Source organism: Nitrospina gracilis Nb-211, from assembly GCF_021845525.1.
Lineage (GTDB): Bacteria > Nitrospinota > Nitrospinia > Nitrospinales > Nitrospinaceae > Nitrospina > Nitrospina gracilis_A.
The window spans coordinates 1,334,806-1,350,802 of record NZ_JAKJKD010000001.1 but is presented as its reverse complement, the minus strand read 5'-3'; the positions used below and the strand labels follow the sequence as shown (position 1 = coordinate 1,350,802).

General features: G+C 58.4%; 12 protein-coding genes. 9 read left to right on the top strand and 3 right to left on the bottom strand.

Annotation, left to right across the window (positions count from 1 at the left end; translation table 11 throughout):
* Positions 1–3: 3 nt before the first annotated feature.
* The 4 genes from J2S31_RS06370 to J2S31_RS06355 are packed head-to-tail and all read left to right on the top strand — an operon-like array spanning position 4 to position 4,624.
* A complete protein-coding gene (locus tag J2S31_RS06370) occupies positions 4–900 on the top strand; it encodes a PSP1 domain-containing protein (protein ID WP_237098232.1) in 897 nt (298 codons plus the stop codon).
* Between the two features lie 24 nt (positions 901–924).
* Positions 925–2,856, top strand: a complete 1,932-nt coding sequence (gene metG, locus J2S31_RS06365; protein WP_237098231.1) for a methionine--tRNA ligase — start codon at positions 925–927, stop codon at positions 2,854–2,856.
* Entirely contained in the window at positions 2,853–4,244 is a 1,392-nt protein-coding gene (locus J2S31_RS06360; protein ID WP_237098230.1) for a YchF/TatD family DNA exonuclease, read from the top strand. Before metG ends, J2S31_RS06360 begins: the two co-directional genes overlap by 4 nt.
* Positions 4,245–4,249: 5 nt before the next feature.
* Positions 4,250–4,624, top strand: a complete 375-nt coding sequence (locus J2S31_RS06355; protein ID WP_237098229.1) for a DUF423 domain-containing protein — start codon at positions 4,250–4,252, stop codon at positions 4,622–4,624.
* A gap of 107 nt (positions 4,625–4,731) precedes the next feature.
* On the opposite strand, the gene J2S31_RS06350 is transcribed toward J2S31_RS06355, so the two are convergent.
* Positions 4,732–5,274: a Crp/Fnr family transcriptional regulator gene (locus J2S31_RS06350; RefSeq protein ID WP_237098228.1), complete on the bottom strand. Its 543-nt coding sequence runs from the start codon at positions 5,272–5,274 to the stop codon at positions 4,732–4,734.
* A gap of 298 nt (positions 5,275–5,572) precedes the next feature.
* Between J2S31_RS06350 and J2S31_RS06345 the strand changes: the two genes are divergently transcribed.
* Positions 5,573–6,712 (top strand): S1C family serine protease, encoded by a 1,140-nt coding sequence (locus J2S31_RS06345; RefSeq protein WP_237098227.1) that lies wholly within the window; start codon positions 5,573–5,575, stop codon positions 6,710–6,712.
* Positions 6,713–6,809: 97 nt separating this feature from the next.
* Here J2S31_RS06345 and J2S31_RS06340 read toward each other — a convergent pair whose 3' ends face one another.
* Positions 6,810–7,751, bottom strand: coding sequence for a hypothetical protein (locus J2S31_RS06340; RefSeq protein ID WP_237098226.1), 942 nt, complete (start codon positions 7,749–7,751; stop codon positions 6,810–6,812).
* Between the two features lie 110 nt (positions 7,752–7,861).
* Complete coding sequence (locus J2S31_RS06335; RefSeq protein WP_237098225.1) at positions 7,862–8,704, bottom strand: hypothetical protein; 843 nt, start codon at positions 8,702–8,704, stop codon at positions 7,862–7,864.
* Between the two features lie 171 nt (positions 8,705–8,875).
* Here J2S31_RS06335 and J2S31_RS06330 point away from each other — a divergent pair, with 171 nt between their 5' ends.
* From J2S31_RS06330 to J2S31_RS06315, 4 genes are all read left to right on the top strand, one after another.
* The gene (locus J2S31_RS06330; RefSeq protein WP_237098224.1) at positions 8,876–9,646 is read left to right on the top strand and encodes a slipin family protein; all 771 of its coding nucleotides are present in this window, start codon (positions 8,876–8,878) and stop codon (positions 9,644–9,646) included.
* A gap of 137 nt (positions 9,647–9,783) precedes the next feature.
* A complete protein-coding gene (locus tag J2S31_RS06325; protein WP_237098223.1) occupies positions 9,784–13,116 on the top strand; it encodes a DUF4175 family protein in 3,333 nt (1,110 codons plus the stop codon).
* Complete coding sequence (locus J2S31_RS06320; protein ID WP_237098222.1) at positions 13,113–14,687, top strand: peptidase MA family metallohydrolase; 1,575 nt, start codon at positions 13,113–13,115, stop codon at positions 14,685–14,687. The genes J2S31_RS06325 and J2S31_RS06320 overlap by 4 nt, the downstream gene beginning before the upstream one ends.
* A gap of 297 nt (positions 14,688–14,984) precedes the next feature.
* Positions 14,985–15,980 carry an AAA family ATPase gene (locus J2S31_RS06315; protein ID WP_237098221.1) on the top strand — a complete coding sequence of 332 codons (996 nt, stop codon included), beginning with the start codon at positions 14,985–14,987 and terminating at the stop codon, positions 15,978–15,980.
* Positions 15,981–15,997 lie beyond the last annotated feature (17 nt).

Below are 15,997 nucleotides of genomic sequence, written 5' to 3'. Positions count from 1 at the left end.
ACCATGCAAAACAAGACGCTGAATCCCAATACCACCGAAAGCGGCACCTGCACGGAATCGTCGCGCCCGAAGTTCGTCATCGGCGTGCGCCTGCGCGGCCGCGACAAAACACAGGCATGCGATCCCCTCACGCTGAGCCTGCGTGTCGGTATGGAGGTGATGGTGGAAACCGAGGACGGCCCGCAGATCGGCATCGTGGCCTCCAACAAGATCCTCAACGTACGCAAGGACGCGTGCCAGCCTTTCAAAATCCTGCGCCTCGCCAGCCGGGAGGACCTGCAACACGAACGGGACAAGCGCGAGCGCGAAATCAAGGCCACGGTTCTGTGCCGCGAATTGGTGGAAAAGCTGGAACTGCCGATGAACCTGAGCCGCGTGGTGTTTTTCGAGGAGCTCAACAAGTCGGTATTCTACTTCACCGCCGAAGGGCGTATCGACTTCCGTCAACTGGTCAAGGAACTCGCCTCCCGCCTGCGCCACCGCATCGAGATGCGGCAGGTGGGCGTGCGCGACGAGGCGAAGTCGATCAACGGCCATGGCGTGTGCGGCGAAGAGTTGTGCTGTTCGCGCTTCCTGCCGGAGTTCACCCCGGTCACCATCCGCATGGCCAAGGACCAGGGACTGGCCCTCAACCCCAGCAAGATCTCCGGTGTGTGCGGCCGGCTGATGTGTTGCCTGCAATACGAACACAACATCTACAAGAACCTCATAAAAGAAATGCCGAAGCTGGGCAAAACCATCTCCACGCCGGACGGCAAGGGCCGCGTCATCCAGAACGACATCCTGAAACAGAAGGTGACCGTCCGCCTTGAGGACGATTTCATCATGTACTATGATCTGGAAGAACTGCGCGAGCACCTGCCCCCGCAGGCCGTCCAGCCGCCCAAGCCAGCCAATTAACCCTCAACCGCATTCACCATTGCAATGAACCGAACCTTTTACATCACCACACCGATTTACTACGTCAACGACGTGCCGCACATCGGCCACGCCTACACCACCATCGCCGCCGATGTCGCCGCGCGCTACCGCCGCCTCGACGGCGACGATGTGTTTTTCCTGACCGGCACGGACGAACATGGCCAGAAAGTCCAGCAGGCGGCGCAACAGGCGGGACGCACCACGCAGGAACACGTCGATGCCCTGCACAAACCGTTCAAGGATCTGTGGGGACGCTTCAATATTTCCAACAACGATTTCATCCGCACCACGGAAGAACGTCATACCAGGGTTGTCCGCGAAATTTTGCAGGCGTTGTACGACAAAGGCGAAATCTACCGCGACAGCTACGAGGGCTGGTACTGCATGCCGGACGAGCGCTTCTGGACGGAGAAAGACCTTGTGGACGGCAACTGTCCGGAATGCGGGCGCAAGGTGGAGAAGATCAAGGAGTTCAATTATTTTTTCAAGATGAGTCAGTACCAGGACTGGCTGATCGACCACATCCAGAAAAACGAATCGTTCATCCTGCCGTCGTCGCGGCGCAATGAAATCCTCGGTTTCCTCAAAAAACCGCTGGAAGATCTGTGCATCTCGCGGCCAAAGGAACGCCTGCCGTGGGGCATCCCCATGCCGTTCGACGAGGACTACGTCACCTACGTCTGGTTCGACGCACTCATCAACTACATCTCGATCCACGGCAGTCTGGACGAGATCCTGAAAAGCAAGTACTGGCCCGCGGCGCACCACCTGATCGGCAAGGACATCCTGACCACGCACGCGGTGTACTGGTCCACCATGCTGAAGGCTATTGGCATCTCCCCTCCCCTCAACATTTTCGCGCACGGCTGGTGGACGGTGGAGGGCAAGAAGATGTCGAAGTCGCTGCGCAACGTGGTCGAGCCAAACCTGTTGATCGATCAGTTCGGCGTGGACGTCATCCGTTACTTCCTCCTGCGCGAGGTGCCGTTCGGCCTCGACGGCGACTTCTCGCACAAGGCGCTCATCGGCCGCGTGAACAGCGACCTCGCCAACAACCTCGGCAACCTGCTGAACCGCACGCACAACATGATCGGCAAGTATTACGAAGGCAAGGTGCCGGAGGCGGATGTGGAAGGCGACGAGGACGCGGGCCTCAAGGGCAAGGCCAAGGAAGTGGTCGAGCAGGTGCACGACTTCTACGACGAGCTTGCGTACAACCGCATTCTCATGAAAATCTGGGAACTGCTCGACGCATCCAATCAATACATCAACAACACCGCGCCGTGGAACCTGGCCAAATCGGACGAGGGCAAACAACGTCTGGCGACCGTGCTCTACAACGCCGCCGAAGCCTGCCGCGTCATTGCCGTCCTCATTTACCCGTTCATGCCGGACACGGCGAAAAAGATGATGACGCAATTGGGCATCGAAACTTCCATCGAAGAACAGGGCCTCAATTCAATCCGCACCTGGGGCTGGTTTCCGGCAGGCACGGAGATCAAACAGGGCGAGCAGATTTTCCCGCGCATCGAGGACAAAGCGGCGGAAAAGATCCTGGCATCGGTCGAAGCCAAAGCCTCCGATGACGCTTCTGCGGGCGCGGATGGCGACAACCTCATCCAGATCGACGAGTTCATGAAGCTCGACCTGCGCGTCGCGCTGATCGTCGAGGCGGAGAAGGTGAAGAAATCAAAAAAACTCATCAAGCTGAAGGTCGATCTCGGTAGTGAACAGAGACAGGTGGTGGCGGGCATCGCGGAAAGCTACGAGCCGGAAAGGCTGGTCGGGCGCAAAGTGATCCTGGTGGCTAACCTGAAACCGGCGAAGCTCATGGGCATCGAGTCGCAGGGCATGATCCTGGCCGGAAGTGACAAGGACAAAGTCGTCCTCGCCGGATTCGACGAGGAACTGGAACTGGGAGCCCGTGTGAAATGATCATCGACACCCACGCGCACATTGACATGGCGGACTTCGACGCCGACCGCGAGGAGATGATCGAGCGCGCCCGCGACAACGGCGTGAAGTACATCGTCAACATCGGATGCGACATCCCGAGCAGTCACCGCTCGGTGGCTTTGACCGAGGAGCACGATTTCATCTACGCCGCCGTCGGCATCCACCCGCACGACGTCAAGGACATCGACGCCGACACGTACCTGGAGCTTAAGGAACTGCTTCAGCATCCGCGCGTGATCGCGGTGGGCGAGACGGGCCTCGACTATTTCAAAAACTACTCGCCGCACGATCTGCAGCGCGAGCATTTCCGCAAACACATCGAACTCGCACGCGAGCACAAAAAACCGCTGGTCATCCACACGCGCGACGCCAAGGAAGACACCATCGCCATTTTACGGGAGTATTATCCGAACGATCCCAACGCGCGCTCGGGCATCTTCCACTGCTTCACCGGCGACCAGGAACTGGCCGACGCGGCGCTGGCGATGGGATTCTACATTTCCTTCTCCGGCGTGGTGACATTCAAAAACGCGGAGGAGTTGCGCTCCGTCGCCAAGACCATTCCCGCCGACCGGCTGTTCGTGGAAACCGACTGCCCGTACATGGCGCCGGTGCCCATGCGAGGCAAACGCAACGAACCGGCGTATGTCAACCACACGGCGGAATTCCTGGCGGAATTGCGCGGCACCAGTGTGCAGGACCTGCACCGCACGGTGGAACTCAATTTCTTCGATCTCTACGGCATTGGAAGCAAAGCGAAGTCCGGCACCATCTCGTACCAGATCCGCAATTCGCTGTACCTCAATTTGACGCAACGGTGCACCGCCAATTGCGTGTTCTGCACGCGCATCTCGAAACCCATCGTCCAAGGTTATAACCTGGCGCTCGACCGCGAACCGACGGCGCAGGAAGTGTGGGAATCGATCGACGATCCGACCAAGTACGATGAGGTCGTGTTCTGCGGCTACGGCGAACCGACCCTGCGGCTCGACGTCATCAAAGAAGTGGCGAAGAAGATCAAGGACGCCGGCGGCCGCGTGCGGTTGAACACCAACGGCCACGGTAACGTCATCAACAAACGCAACATCCTGCCGGAGCTGGAAGGCCTCGTCGATTCGGTGTCGATCAGCCTCAACGCCGACAACTCCGACGCGTACGATGAAGTCAGCCAGCCCCTGCCCAATTACCGGGGGCGCATCTACGACGAGATTCTGAAATTCATCGAAGAGGCCAAACGCTACATTCCGGACGTACAAGCCACCATCGTGACGCACCAGAAGGATGTGGACGAAGACAAATGCGAAGAAATCGCCGGGAAGCAGTTCGGCGTCAAATACCGCCCGCGGCGGTACAACATTGTGGGGTGAACATCATGCGGCGCTGGATACTACTGGGTGGCATATTGGCTGGGCTGAGCGTCATGCTCGGTGCGTTCGGTGCGCATTCATTGAAAGCCATATTGACGGAGAAAAGCCTCGCCACGTTTCACACCGCCAACCAGTACCAGTTCTTTCACAGCCTGGCGCTGGTTCTCGTTGGCCTGCTCGCCGGACACCTGGGCGACGGCAACAATGCGAAGGTCATCAAAGCCGGCTGGTTTTTCCTCGCAGGCATCGTCATGTTTTCGGGAAGCCTGTACTGGCTGGCGCTGGGCGGTCCCAGAGTGCTGGGCCCCGTCACCCCGCTGGGCGGGTTGTCGTTCATGATCGGCTGGTTCCTGCTCGCCTTCTCCATTCCCAGAAAATAAATCCACCCCGCAACACACACCTCTCCCCTTCCCGCTTGTCCGGGCTATTTCCATTTTCAATTTAATTTATCGGGGATTTTGCGTCCGTAGAGGGTACGGACGGGACGTCATTCGTCCCTGTTGTCTTCGGCGATGATGATATCCTGGTTGATGACTTCAATTTCCCTGAATATGTTCTGGAAGGAATCGAAGAACTTTTCAAAATCGACGCGGTTCTGGCTGATGGTGCTTTTCAGCATGTCGAGGCGGATGGCGAACAGTTTCAGAAACTGGTCCTTGAACTTGCCGATGAGCAACGGGCTCATCTGCGCCATGTGATCCTTGTGATAGCGCAGGAGAATGGCGTCGGTTTTGGCGATGACGCTGGTCACACGCGGCACCGCTTTCACAAACGGCACGTCGCCGAACAAGGCCCCCACATGGAGCTCGGTGATCTCGTGGTCCAGGTCTTCCCCGGCGGAGATGACCGCCGTGCCTTCCAGCACAAAATACATGGTGGGATCGGTGGTGCCCTTGCGGATCACAACCTCTCCACTGGCGGCATTCTGCACAGTGCCCGGAATCTGCGCCAGCGTCTGCTTTTCCTCGCTGGTGAAATCGTCGAAGAAGGAAATTCGGTTGAGATGATCGACCAGATCGGCGGTTTTCATGCTTCCCCTCAGTTTAAAGAAAAGGCCCCGAGTTGCGGGACCCTTCACGATTATAATGCAGATTTGCGACGTGGCAAACCGTTTTGCTTCGAAAAAACGGCAAGATACAACCCGGCCCCCGTTTTTTCACTTCTTCCTCACAGTCTTTTCACCCTCCCGAACGGGCCGATTAAAAATATTTAATATTCGCTTAACGTCCGCTTAATTCTTCCTCCTTATTCTAAGTGCAGAGACTTGGGGGGCCTCCCCGGGCAAGAATTCAACCAACAATCACTCATCTCCGGATGGAGACTAGACCATGATGAAACTGAATTGGAAAACCATCACCCTCGCGGCGTTCTTGTTTGTCGGCGTCCCGATGCTTTCCATCGTGGGGAGCGATCGCGGCCTGCAACCGGGCGACGCTTATGCACTCAGCACCGGAGACAGTCCGGTGGGCACCAACCGCATCACCGAAGTGGTGAAAACGCAGGACAAGGCGGTGGTCGGCGTACACTCGTCCGTCAAAATGGAAAAGATGCGCGGCATGGACCCGCAGAATCCGTTTGGCGGCAGTCCATTTGGCCGCGGAACGCCCATGCCCAATCCGATTCCGCGTGGCTCCGGCTCCGGCTTTATCATCGATAACGAAGGTCACGTCCTCACCAACAACCATGTGGTGGATGGTGCGGACCAGGTGAAAATCCAACTGCACGATGGCAAGGAGTATGAAGCCGAGGTGATCGGCAAGGACCCGGCGACCGATATCGCCCTGCTGAAGATCGTGCGCAAGGAAGGCGACACCACGCCCCTGCCGCACATGAAGCTGGGTGACTCCGAAAAACTGGAAGTCGGTGAGTGGGTCATCGCCATCGGCAACCCGTTCGGCCTGAACCACACCGTCACCACGGGCATCGTCAGTGCGAAAGGACGCAACCTCGGTTCCGGTCCTTATGACGCGTTCATCCAGACCGACGCTTCCATCAACCCCGGCAACAGCGGCGGTCCGTTGCTCAACATGAGCGGCGACGTGGTCGGCATCAACACGATGATCCTGTCCGGCAACGGCGGTAACGTGGGCATCGGCTTTGCCATTCCCATCAACATGGCAAAATCGATCGTCGCCGACCTGAAGAAGGACGGCAAGGTCACCCGCGGCTGGCTGGGCGTCACCATCCAGAAGATGACCGAAGAGCTGGCGTCTTCCTTTGGACTGAGCGAGCCGAAAGGCGTGCTGGTCAACGGCGTCCTGCCGAAAGGCCCGGCGGAACGCGGCGGCCTGAAACGCGGTGACGTTATCGTCAAGTACGACGGGCAGGATCTGGTGGACTTCTCCGCCCTGCCGAGGATGGTCGGGAGCACCGAACCCGGTAAGACGGTGACGCTCGATGTCCTGCGCGATGGCAAACCGGTGGCGGTGAAGATCACCATCGAGAAAATGCAGGAAAGCCAAGCCTGACTGACTGCGAAGGGTTCCTCCTCCCCCTTCGCTCCCTGGGCAAAAGGTCCGGACTCAACCAGTCCGGGCCTTTTGTTATTTATAGAGGACGGGAAATTCAGCTTTTCGCGTACACGGGAACGAGGAAGCGGCTGTCGTAATCGACTCCCGGCGTTTCGGCCTGGATCTCGATTTCCCAGAACCGTCCCGGCCGCCCGCTCAACTCCGTGGTCATCTCCTTGTTGTCCGGCAGGTCCCATTCCATCAAGAACCCGCCGCCGCGTGACGCGCCGGAATTCAGCGTCCGCTCCTCGCCGTAGATCTGGTAACACACCACCTCCTGGCTCTTCCTCCGGCCGGAGTACCGCGTCTCATACACTTCTTCAACAAAACGCAGGTTCAGCGTGACCGAATCGAACGCCGCCGGCATGCCTTCCAGCGCCAGCTTCATCTTCTCGCCCAAATAAAATGGAAACCCCAGAAAGCGCAGACGGCTGTTGCCGTATTTGAGGTACTGCAGGTACTTGCGGATGCCGTCGCCGATGATCAGCACGACGATGAAATCGAAAAAAATCACCACGCCCTTCGCCCACATGGGGACCTGCTCCTTCTCGCTGAACCAGGCAATGTAATGAAACGGCGCGAGGAAGGCGATGAAGACGGCGGCAGTGATGAAATGCTTCCCGACGTCCTTCAATTTGTTCTCGGCCATGCCGAGCGGATCCCAGACATAGTCCCACAGCCAGGGCTGGTGCGGTGCGCGGCGGCGTCCCTCCTCCACTTTCTTCTTGAGGCGCAGTCCCAGGAAACCATGGATCATGAGGTACGCGCCCGCGAGGAAGAACAATCCCCCGATCACCGCCAGCACCCATATCGGTGCGTGCACGCTTTTCGGATCGAGATGAATGACACCGGAATACATGAGCAACAGCAGTGCCCCGCATCCGGCGAAGGGCAGTCCGAAGATGACAGACGGCCAGCCGTGAATGGTGGTGCCGCTCACCGCCTGGTTCTTTCGCAGACGCACGCGTTCCCAGTTGACGGTCGATTCCCCCTGCATCGCCCCTCCTCCAATCCGTGATCAAGGCTTTCATCCAATATAAAGGCTGAACGCGGGGTGTCAAATGGCCGGCTTTACAATAGGGAAGACGGAGATGAAATTGGAGGGATTCAACTCTTTTGGCGGCGGTGGCGCCAGCGTCGCGCCAGCGCCAGAGTCAGCATGGCGAACAGAAACACAAACACCGCCATCTGCGGCCAGAAGGGTTCCTCGCCCCAGTCGGGGCCGAAGTACACACTGCCCGCGATGTCGCCGGAATAGTGTTTCAGCATCTCGCCGTATTCGACCAGCAGGTGCACGGGATACTCGCCGCCGGGACGTCCCGCCACCTTCGTCACCGGCACCTCGAAATGTTTTTCCTGCCCGCCGTGAATGGTGAACCCCATCATGCCGGAGAACTGCCGGGAGGTGAGCTCCGGCGGCAGGAGCAACATCAGCCGCACATTTTTGAATGAAGGCGAATCGTTGCGGAGCGCGATGCGCAGGGTCGAGGTGTCTGTGTTCTCCTGATGGCGGGCGCGGATATCTCCGGTGATCAGCGCTTTCAGCGGTTCTTCATAATGAAACGAACTGGTGTGCAACTGCGTCCGGGTCAGGTCGCTGTCCATTCCGGTTTTGTAATTGACCATGGCCACCACCGGGTAACTGCCCACCCGCACCACCGGCGGATGCCGATCGTTGACCAGCGTCACCTCTTCTCCCGGTTTCAACTCATGGATCATCGGCATGTGCGACATGGTGTGATGAAAGTGAAACATGGGGTGTACGTGGTGCAGGGAGCCGGACCCGGTGTTGCGCAGGTGGAGGGTGATGGTCACGCGCCCGTCGCGGGTCACGATGGGATCGGTGATGATGCGCAGTGGGTACTCCGCCGCAAGCCCCGCCACCGGCACGGCACTCACTCCCATCCAGAGAGCGAACGCCGTTGTCATGTAACGGATAAAAGCTTTCACGCGAAATCACCGTTTCAGTTGAACCATCTGTCAATTTTATCACAGCGCCGCAAGCCGCCGCGAGGGCATTTGGACAGCCCCGGAGCCCGCCCGCACGGTATCCTCATGGCTGAAAATGGTGGTATGATGAAGGCACCCACACGACCAACCCTAAGGGGGGAGATTCGAACCATGAATGGATTCATCGTCGGTCTTATCATCTTACTGGTCATCCTGTTCAGCGCCTTCAAGGTACTTCGGGAATACGAACGGGGCGTCATCTTTCTGCTCGGCAAATTTTACAAGGTCAAAGGGCCGGGGCTCATCCTCGTCATCCCGGTCCTGCAACAAATGGTCAAGATCAGCCTCCGCACTGTGGTCATGGACGTGCCGCCGCAGGACATCATCACCCGCGACAACGTGACCGTGCGCGTCAACGCCGTCGTCTATTTCCGGGTGATCGATCCGCAACGCGCGGTCATCGACGTCGAAGACTACCTCTATGCCACCCAGCAGTTGTCGCAGACCACGCTCCGCAGTGTGCTGGGCAAAAGCCAGCTGGACGACCTTTTGGCACACCGCGAGAAAATCAACGACCACCTGCAACAGGTGATCGACCAGCAAACCGAACCCTGGGGTGTGAAAGTCGCCAACGTGGAGCTCAAAAACGTGGATCTGCCCACCGAAATGCAAAGAGCCCTGGCCAAGCAGGCCGAGGCGGAGCGCGAACGGCGCGCCAAGGTGATCCACGCCGAGGGCGAATATGAAGCCAGCAAACGCATCAGCGACGCGGCGGACATCATCCACGCCCACCCTCCGGCCCTGCAATTGCGGTTTCTGCAGACCATGCTCGACCTCTCCGTGGACAAAACCAGCACCGTGTTCTTCCCGTTCCCGCTGGAGATGCTGAAATCACTGGCCGGGGCTCCCAAATCCGACGACAACAATCCGGGAACGGCTTGAAATCAAAGCCTTCCCGGGGGTCGGAGAAAGCCGGATTGTGGCCGGAATGATTTTCCGCTAGGGTCCTTTTGCGTGGGAAAATCCGCCGCCGATGTAATAAAATAATAGAGAACGTTCTTTTATGGATTCTTATCCGAATGGACCCGGCGCACCTCATTCATGATTTCCTCGACCGCGTTCGGCGCTACAGGACTCGGGTCAACCTCCTGTCGGGAACCTACCTGATTCTGTTTCTGATCGTGGCCGGAGCACTGGCCGCCAACCTGCTGGCCTATTTTTTAAAGGACCCCGGCCCCTGGCTGATCCCCTTCCTGGTCGTCTGGGCGATTCCGGTGGTGTACCTGTTCGGCCGCACCTACATCGCCGAGTGGTTTCTGCGCCTGAAGCCGGACCAGGCGGCGCTTCTGGTCGAAAACAAGGTCCGCAATCTCAACAACAACCTGATCAATTCCATACAACTGGAACCGCGGCTGAAAGAGAAGCGGCCGGACGGCATCTCGCGCGAGATGATCGCGGAACTCCTGGTCCGCACACAGAAAGACATCCGCGACCTGCGCCCGGAAAACATCGTTTCCACCGACCGCTTGCGGCACACGCGGCGCGCCCTGGTCGGGTCGCTGGCAGTCCTGCTGGTGGCCGCGCTCACTTTGCCGGACTTCTGGACGCGCGGCTACGAACACTGGGTGGCCCCGCCGCCGGAGGCCAATCCCATAAAACAAGTCAGCGGAACGCCGGACAACCCCGGCGCGGGCAAACCGGAATTCGAATACACCATCGAGTCGATGACTCTGGAATTCAATTATCCCGCCTACACCCAGTTGAAACGGATCACGTTGAACAACGCCGACGGCAAGATCAAGGTCCTGCCGGGCACGGAGGTGAAGGTCACCGCCCGCACCAACCATCCGGTCACCGGCGCCTCGCTGGTGCTGAACAGCCGCGACAACCTGTCGATGGATGCGCTCGGTGAACACCGCATCCAGGGGCGTTTCATCGTCAAGGAAGCCGGCTTCTACCAGTTCCGCGTCAAGTCCCCGGACGGACACAAGGTGCTCCTGCCGACGAAGTATCCGATTGAGTTGGGGCAGGACCGCGCGCCACGCATCATCATGTTTCTCAGCAATCCCAAGCCGGTGTACATGGTCACCGACAAGATCCAGTTTTATTACGAGGCGGTCGACGACTTCGGCCTGAGCCGGGTCAATCTAATCATGGATGTGGACGGACAGGTGACGCGCCGTACCATCAAGCGGTTCAAGAGCAACGAGAAGGACAGCAAGGACGGTTATACGTGGGAGTTGGCCACCATGACGCTGGAGCCGGGCAACCGCGTCCAGTATTACCTGGAAGTCGAGGACAACGACAACGTCTATGGACCCAACACCGGGCAGTCGGAGGTGTATTCGTTCGAAGTCTTCGACGAGCGGCAGAAACGCTGGGACCTGCTCGCCCTGCAGGATGAACTGGTGGACAAGATGGTCACCCTACTCGCCAAAACGCTGGTGTCGAACACCGAACCGCTGGCCGAAAAGCCGGAAGATCTGACTCGTTACAAAAAAACCCTGGCGTGGACCACCGATCGCCTGATCGAGATCATCAACCTGGCGCAAACCATCCAGACCCAGGCGCAGGAGGTGCAATCGTTCCCGAAACCGTACCTCACGCTGATGAGCAACATCATCGGCGGGTTGAATGAAATCCGCGAAGACCAGATTCAGGCGATGAACCAGATCAACAACGCTCTGTTCAAAACCACGCCCATCGCCTACAACGCGCCGCCCGGCGGCCCGGTGATGGAACGCCTCATCACGCATCTGGAGCGGGATATCCTGTTCCTCGTCAAACTGCTCAACCGCGAGCGCATGAACCAGGTGATGGACCTCGACCGCGAACTCGGCAACCTGGCGGAAAACCTGCGCGATGAATTTGAAAAACTGAAAGACAAGGACTCGCCGCAGAACACCGCCGAGTTCAAAAAGGCGATGGACAAGATCCGCGAGACGCTCCACAAGATCATGGAACAGTTGTCGCGGCAGATGCAGGGCCTCCCCGACGAGTTCCTCAACAAACAGGCGTTCGAGAACATGAACCTCGAAAACATGGACGCCTCGATGGAAAAGATCAAGGACCTCGTCGAGCAGGGAAAGATTGAAGAAGCCATGCAGGAGATGGAAAAGTTCATGGACGACCTGCGCGCGTTCTCCGAAAACCTGGACAACATGAACCAGAACCAGGAAAACCTGGTTGATCTGGAACTCATGAAACAGATCGATGAGTCTCTCCAGAAAATCGACGAGCTGGCCGAACAGCAGAAAGGCCTGCTCGACGAAACCATGAATATCAACAAAAACCTGCGTTCCCAGCAGTTGAAGATGTTCGAACAGCAGTTAAAGGATTTCTTCGAAAGCCTGAAGAAAGACGTCAACACCATCCAGGGCATCCTGCGCGAGGACGAACGCGTATTGGAAACGCACCCGGACATGCAGAAGCTGGTCGAGCTGATGGACAAGGAGGATGCCATCAGCCGCGACATCCGCGACCTCAACGAAAAAACACTGGGCTCGCTGGGCCGGGAAGAAGAGCACCGCGAAAACTTCGCCAAGCTCAAGGACAAGCGCGCAGAACTGGCGGACATCATGGACCGCATCCACTCCCTGCACATGAAGATGTTCCACGGTTTCAAGAACTACCTGCCGGAGTTGAACTCCAAGTACGACAAGCTGGAGGAGTTCACGGAGCTTCAGGACCTGTTCGAGTTCAATTCCATGTTCAAGCAGACGTACCCGGATGTGCTCCGCTGGCAGAACCATTTCCGCACCTCGCGCGACCTGAGTCCGCAACTGCTCGACCGCATGAACGACGACCTGTATGAAGTCGCGCAACTCAACAGCGAAATCTCCAAAAAACTCGGCACCATGATGCGGTCCCTGCAACAGAACTACCAGAGCCTGCTGAGCGACGAGGAAAAACAGCAACTGCAACGCATGGCCGAACAGCAGGAAGGCCTGTCGAAAGAAACGGAAGGGCTGTCCGAGCTGTTCAACCAGATGAACCGCAAGAACCCGATGATCAGCCCCGGCCTGTCCAACCGCATGACCGGCACCGGCCGCTACATGAAGCAGTCGCAAAGCCGCCTCCAGGACCAGCGCGTGCAGGACAGCATCGAGTCGGAGAACAACGCCCTGCAGGGGCTCAACGAGGTGCGCGACATGCTGGAGCAGTTGAAGAACTCCGGCCAGGGTCAGGGCAAACCGAAGTCCTCCCTGCAAATGGGACAGGGCCGCCAGCGCGATCCCCGCCAGGGCGGCGGCGCGCGCCGCCTGCGGGAGGAAAAAATCACCCTGCCGTCGGAAGACCAGTACCGCGTGCCGGGGCAGTTCCGCGAAGACATCATCGAGGCCATGAAGAACAAGTACCCGGAAAAATACGAACGCCTCATCGGCCAGTACTACAAGGAGCTGGTGAAATGACAACGCCTCTTCGCCGCACCGCGCTCGCCTTTATCACTGCGCTGTTGCTGTTTGGCGCGTCAGCCCCCGTCCATGCCAGCCTGCAGGAAGACATCAACCGCGGTTATGTGCTGATCGACCAGTGGCGTTTCGAGGAAGCGGAAGCCCACACGCGGTCGTTGATGGACAAGTATCCCAAGTCCGGCGACGTCACCTTCCTCCTCGCGCGGGTGGTGTTCTACCAGGGCGACTACGCCCGGTCGCTGGACCTGCTGAAACAGGTCGAAGACTCCGCCTCCACGGTGAAGGAGTTCAAACAACTGGTGGCGCAGACGCATGAAGCCACGCGGGGCATGGTCAGCCGCGAATCGGATCACTTCATCCTGAGTTACACCGACGGACCCGACTCCGTGCTCGTTCCCTACGCATTGGATGCGCTGGAAAAATCGTACGCAGTGCTGGGCGACATCCTCGGCCATCATCCCAAAAGGAAAGTGCGGGTGGAGATCTACCCCAGCCGCGAACCGTTCTCGCGCATCTCGCCGCTCACCTTCAAGGACATCATGACCTCCGGCACGGTGGCGCTGTGCAAGTACAACCGCCTCATGCTCATCTCGCCGGGTTCGCTGGTGCGCGGCTACAACTGGCTGGACACGCTGAGCCACGAATACGTGCACTTCCTGCTCAGCAGTAAAAGTCACAACAACGTGCCCCTGTGGTTGCACGAAGGCATCGCCAAGTACCTGGAGACGCGCTGGCGCGGCGACCCGAAACACCTGACGCCGATCATGGAAACGGTGCTCGCCAACGGACTCGACAACGATTATCTCATCGACTTCGAAGCCATGATGCCGTCGTTCGCCAAACTCAAAACCGCCGAGGACGTGCAACTCGCCTACGCCGAAGTGGCGACGATGGTGCAGTACCTCGTCGAGTTGAAGGGGCTGGAAGGCCTGGAGGCGCTGGTGGCGGGGCTGAAAGACGGCTCGCCGGTGGGCGACGTGCTAAACCGGCTTCTGCAAAAAAACCTCGACCGCTTTCAGGACGACTGGAAGGCGTACATGAAAACGCAGAAGCTGAAACGCATCCCCGGCCTCACGGTGATCAAGTTCCAGTTCAAGAACAAACGCGAAAACGGCACGGCCGAGGATGAAGAAGGCGAACGCGCCCTCATCGAAAGCCGCCGCGCCCGCGACCTCACCCTGCTGGGCGACATTTTAAAGAGCCGCGACCACGTGCAGGCCGCGATCATCGAGTACCGCAAGGCGATTTCGGAATCGGACACGCTGTCGCCGGTGCTGTACAACAAGCTCGCGGACACCTACATGCTGACCAACGAGTACGGTGAAGCCGAGGCCCTGCTCAAAAAGAGTCTGGATTATTATCCGCAATTCCCCACCACCCTCACCAACCTGGGAGAGGTGGCGTTTCTGCGCAAGGATTACAAAGCGGCGCGCGATTACTATGTGAAAGCGGAGAACCTCAATCCCTTCAACCCGGGGGTGCACCTGCGGCTGATCCGCATCTACGCCGCGCTGGGCGAAAACGCGCTCAAGGAAGAACAGGAAAATCGTCTGGCTTTGATACAATGAAGGTGAGCCGTACGCACCATACAATTCGACTGTTTGCCCCTCATTAGGAAGGAAAACTTTGCAAAACTTGGATTCGAGTAGCCAACCAATGGTTTGAATGCTACCCGAACAAAGGAAGAGTCATGAACCCCCCTCATCCTAACCTTCTCCCACCAGGGGAGAAGGAACCTTTAATTCCCCCTCTCCCTTGACGGGAGCACTCACGGAGTGACGGGCTGGGATGAGGGTGACTTCCTCTACCTTAATATGAAAAAATAATACTAGTTCCTTTTTATCCCTGACTTCAAAGAGACCCACATGGACCAAACGACGCCCGATCTCGAACTCGCCCGCGAACTGCTGGATGCGAAAAACCAGGTACTGAAAGAAATCCGCAAGGTCATCATCGGCCAGGACGCCGTCATCGAAGACCTGTTGATCGCGCTGTTCTCGCGCGGCCACTCCCTGTTCGTCGGCGTGCCGGGGCTGGCGAAGACGCTCCTCGTCAGCTCGCTGGCGAAGGTGCTGAACCTCAAGTTCAGCCGCATCCAGTTCACCCCCGACCTCATGCCGTCGGACATCACCGGCACGGAGATCCTGTACGAAGATCAGGCGACGAACAAACGCGACTTCCGTTTCATCCGCGGCCCCATCTTCGCCAACATCATCCTCGCCGACGAGATCAACCGCACCCCGCCGAAAACGCAGGCGGCGCTGTTGCAGGCCATGCAGGAACACCAGGTGACGGTGGGCTCGAACACGTACCACTTGGACGAACCGTTCCTCGTGTTCGCGACGCAGAACCCCATCGAGCACGAGGGCACCTATCCCCTGCCCGAGGCGCAGTTGGACCGCTTCATGTTCATCATCAACGTCGATTACCCGACCAAGGAGCAGGAGGTGCAGATCGCGCTGTCCACCACGTCGGGCGTGAAGCCGGAGTTGCAGGTGGTGATGGAAGCCGACCGCATTCTGCAATTGCAGAACCTGGTGCCGAAGGTGCCCGTGTCGGACCACGTCGCGCGGTACGCGGTGGATTTGGTTAGGGCGTCCAGGCCGGGGAACGGCACGACGCCGGCGTTCGTCACCGAGTGGGTCAGTTGGGGGGCGGGGCCGCGCGCCAGTCAGTACCTCGTGCTGGCGGCCAAGGCGCGGGCCCTGATGGACAACCGCGTCGCCGTCACCATCGAGGACATCAAGAGCGTCAGCCAGCAGGTGCTGGAGCACCGCATCCTGCTCAACTTCAAAGCCGAAGCCGAAAACATCAAAACTCAGGACATCATTGATAAGCTGTTGAACGAGGTGAAGGCTTAAGGGAAAAGCAAGGCCAA

Bases quoted from the DNA above. Each gene is read 5' to 3' on its own strand.
- J2S31_RS06370 (WP_237098232.1), top strand. From the start codon at position 4: ATGCAAAACAAGACGCTGAATCCCAATACCACCGAAAGCGGCACCTGC.
- metG (WP_237098231.1), top strand. From the start codon at position 925: ATGAACCGAACCTTTTACATCACCACACCGATTTACTACGTCAACGAC.
- J2S31_RS06360 (WP_237098230.1), top strand. From the start codon at position 2,853: ATGATCATCGACACCCACGCGCACATTGACATGGCGGACTTCGACGCC.
- J2S31_RS06355 (WP_237098229.1), top strand. From the start codon at position 4,250: ATGCGGCGCTGGATACTACTGGGTGGCATATTGGCTGGGCTGAGCGTC.
- J2S31_RS06350 (WP_237098228.1), bottom strand. From the start codon at position 5,274: ATGAAAACCGCCGATCTGGTCGATCATCTCAACCGAATTTCCTTCTTC.
- J2S31_RS06345 (WP_237098227.1), top strand. From the start codon at position 5,573: ATGATGAAACTGAATTGGAAAACCATCACCCTCGCGGCGTTCTTGTTT.
- J2S31_RS06340 (WP_237098226.1), bottom strand. From the start codon at position 7,751: ATGCAGGGGGAATCGACCGTCAACTGGGAACGCGTGCGTCTGCGAAAG.
- J2S31_RS06330 (WP_237098224.1), top strand. From the start codon at position 8,876: ATGAATGGATTCATCGTCGGTCTTATCATCTTACTGGTCATCCTGTTC.
- J2S31_RS06325 (WP_237098223.1), top strand. From the start codon at position 9,784: ATGGACCCGGCGCACCTCATTCATGATTTCCTCGACCGCGTTCGGCGC.
- J2S31_RS06320 (WP_237098222.1), top strand. From the start codon at position 13,113: ATGACAACGCCTCTTCGCCGCACCGCGCTCGCCTTTATCACTGCGCTG.
- J2S31_RS06315 (WP_237098221.1), top strand. From the start codon at position 14,985: ATGGACCAAACGACGCCCGATCTCGAACTCGCCCGCGAACTGCTGGAT.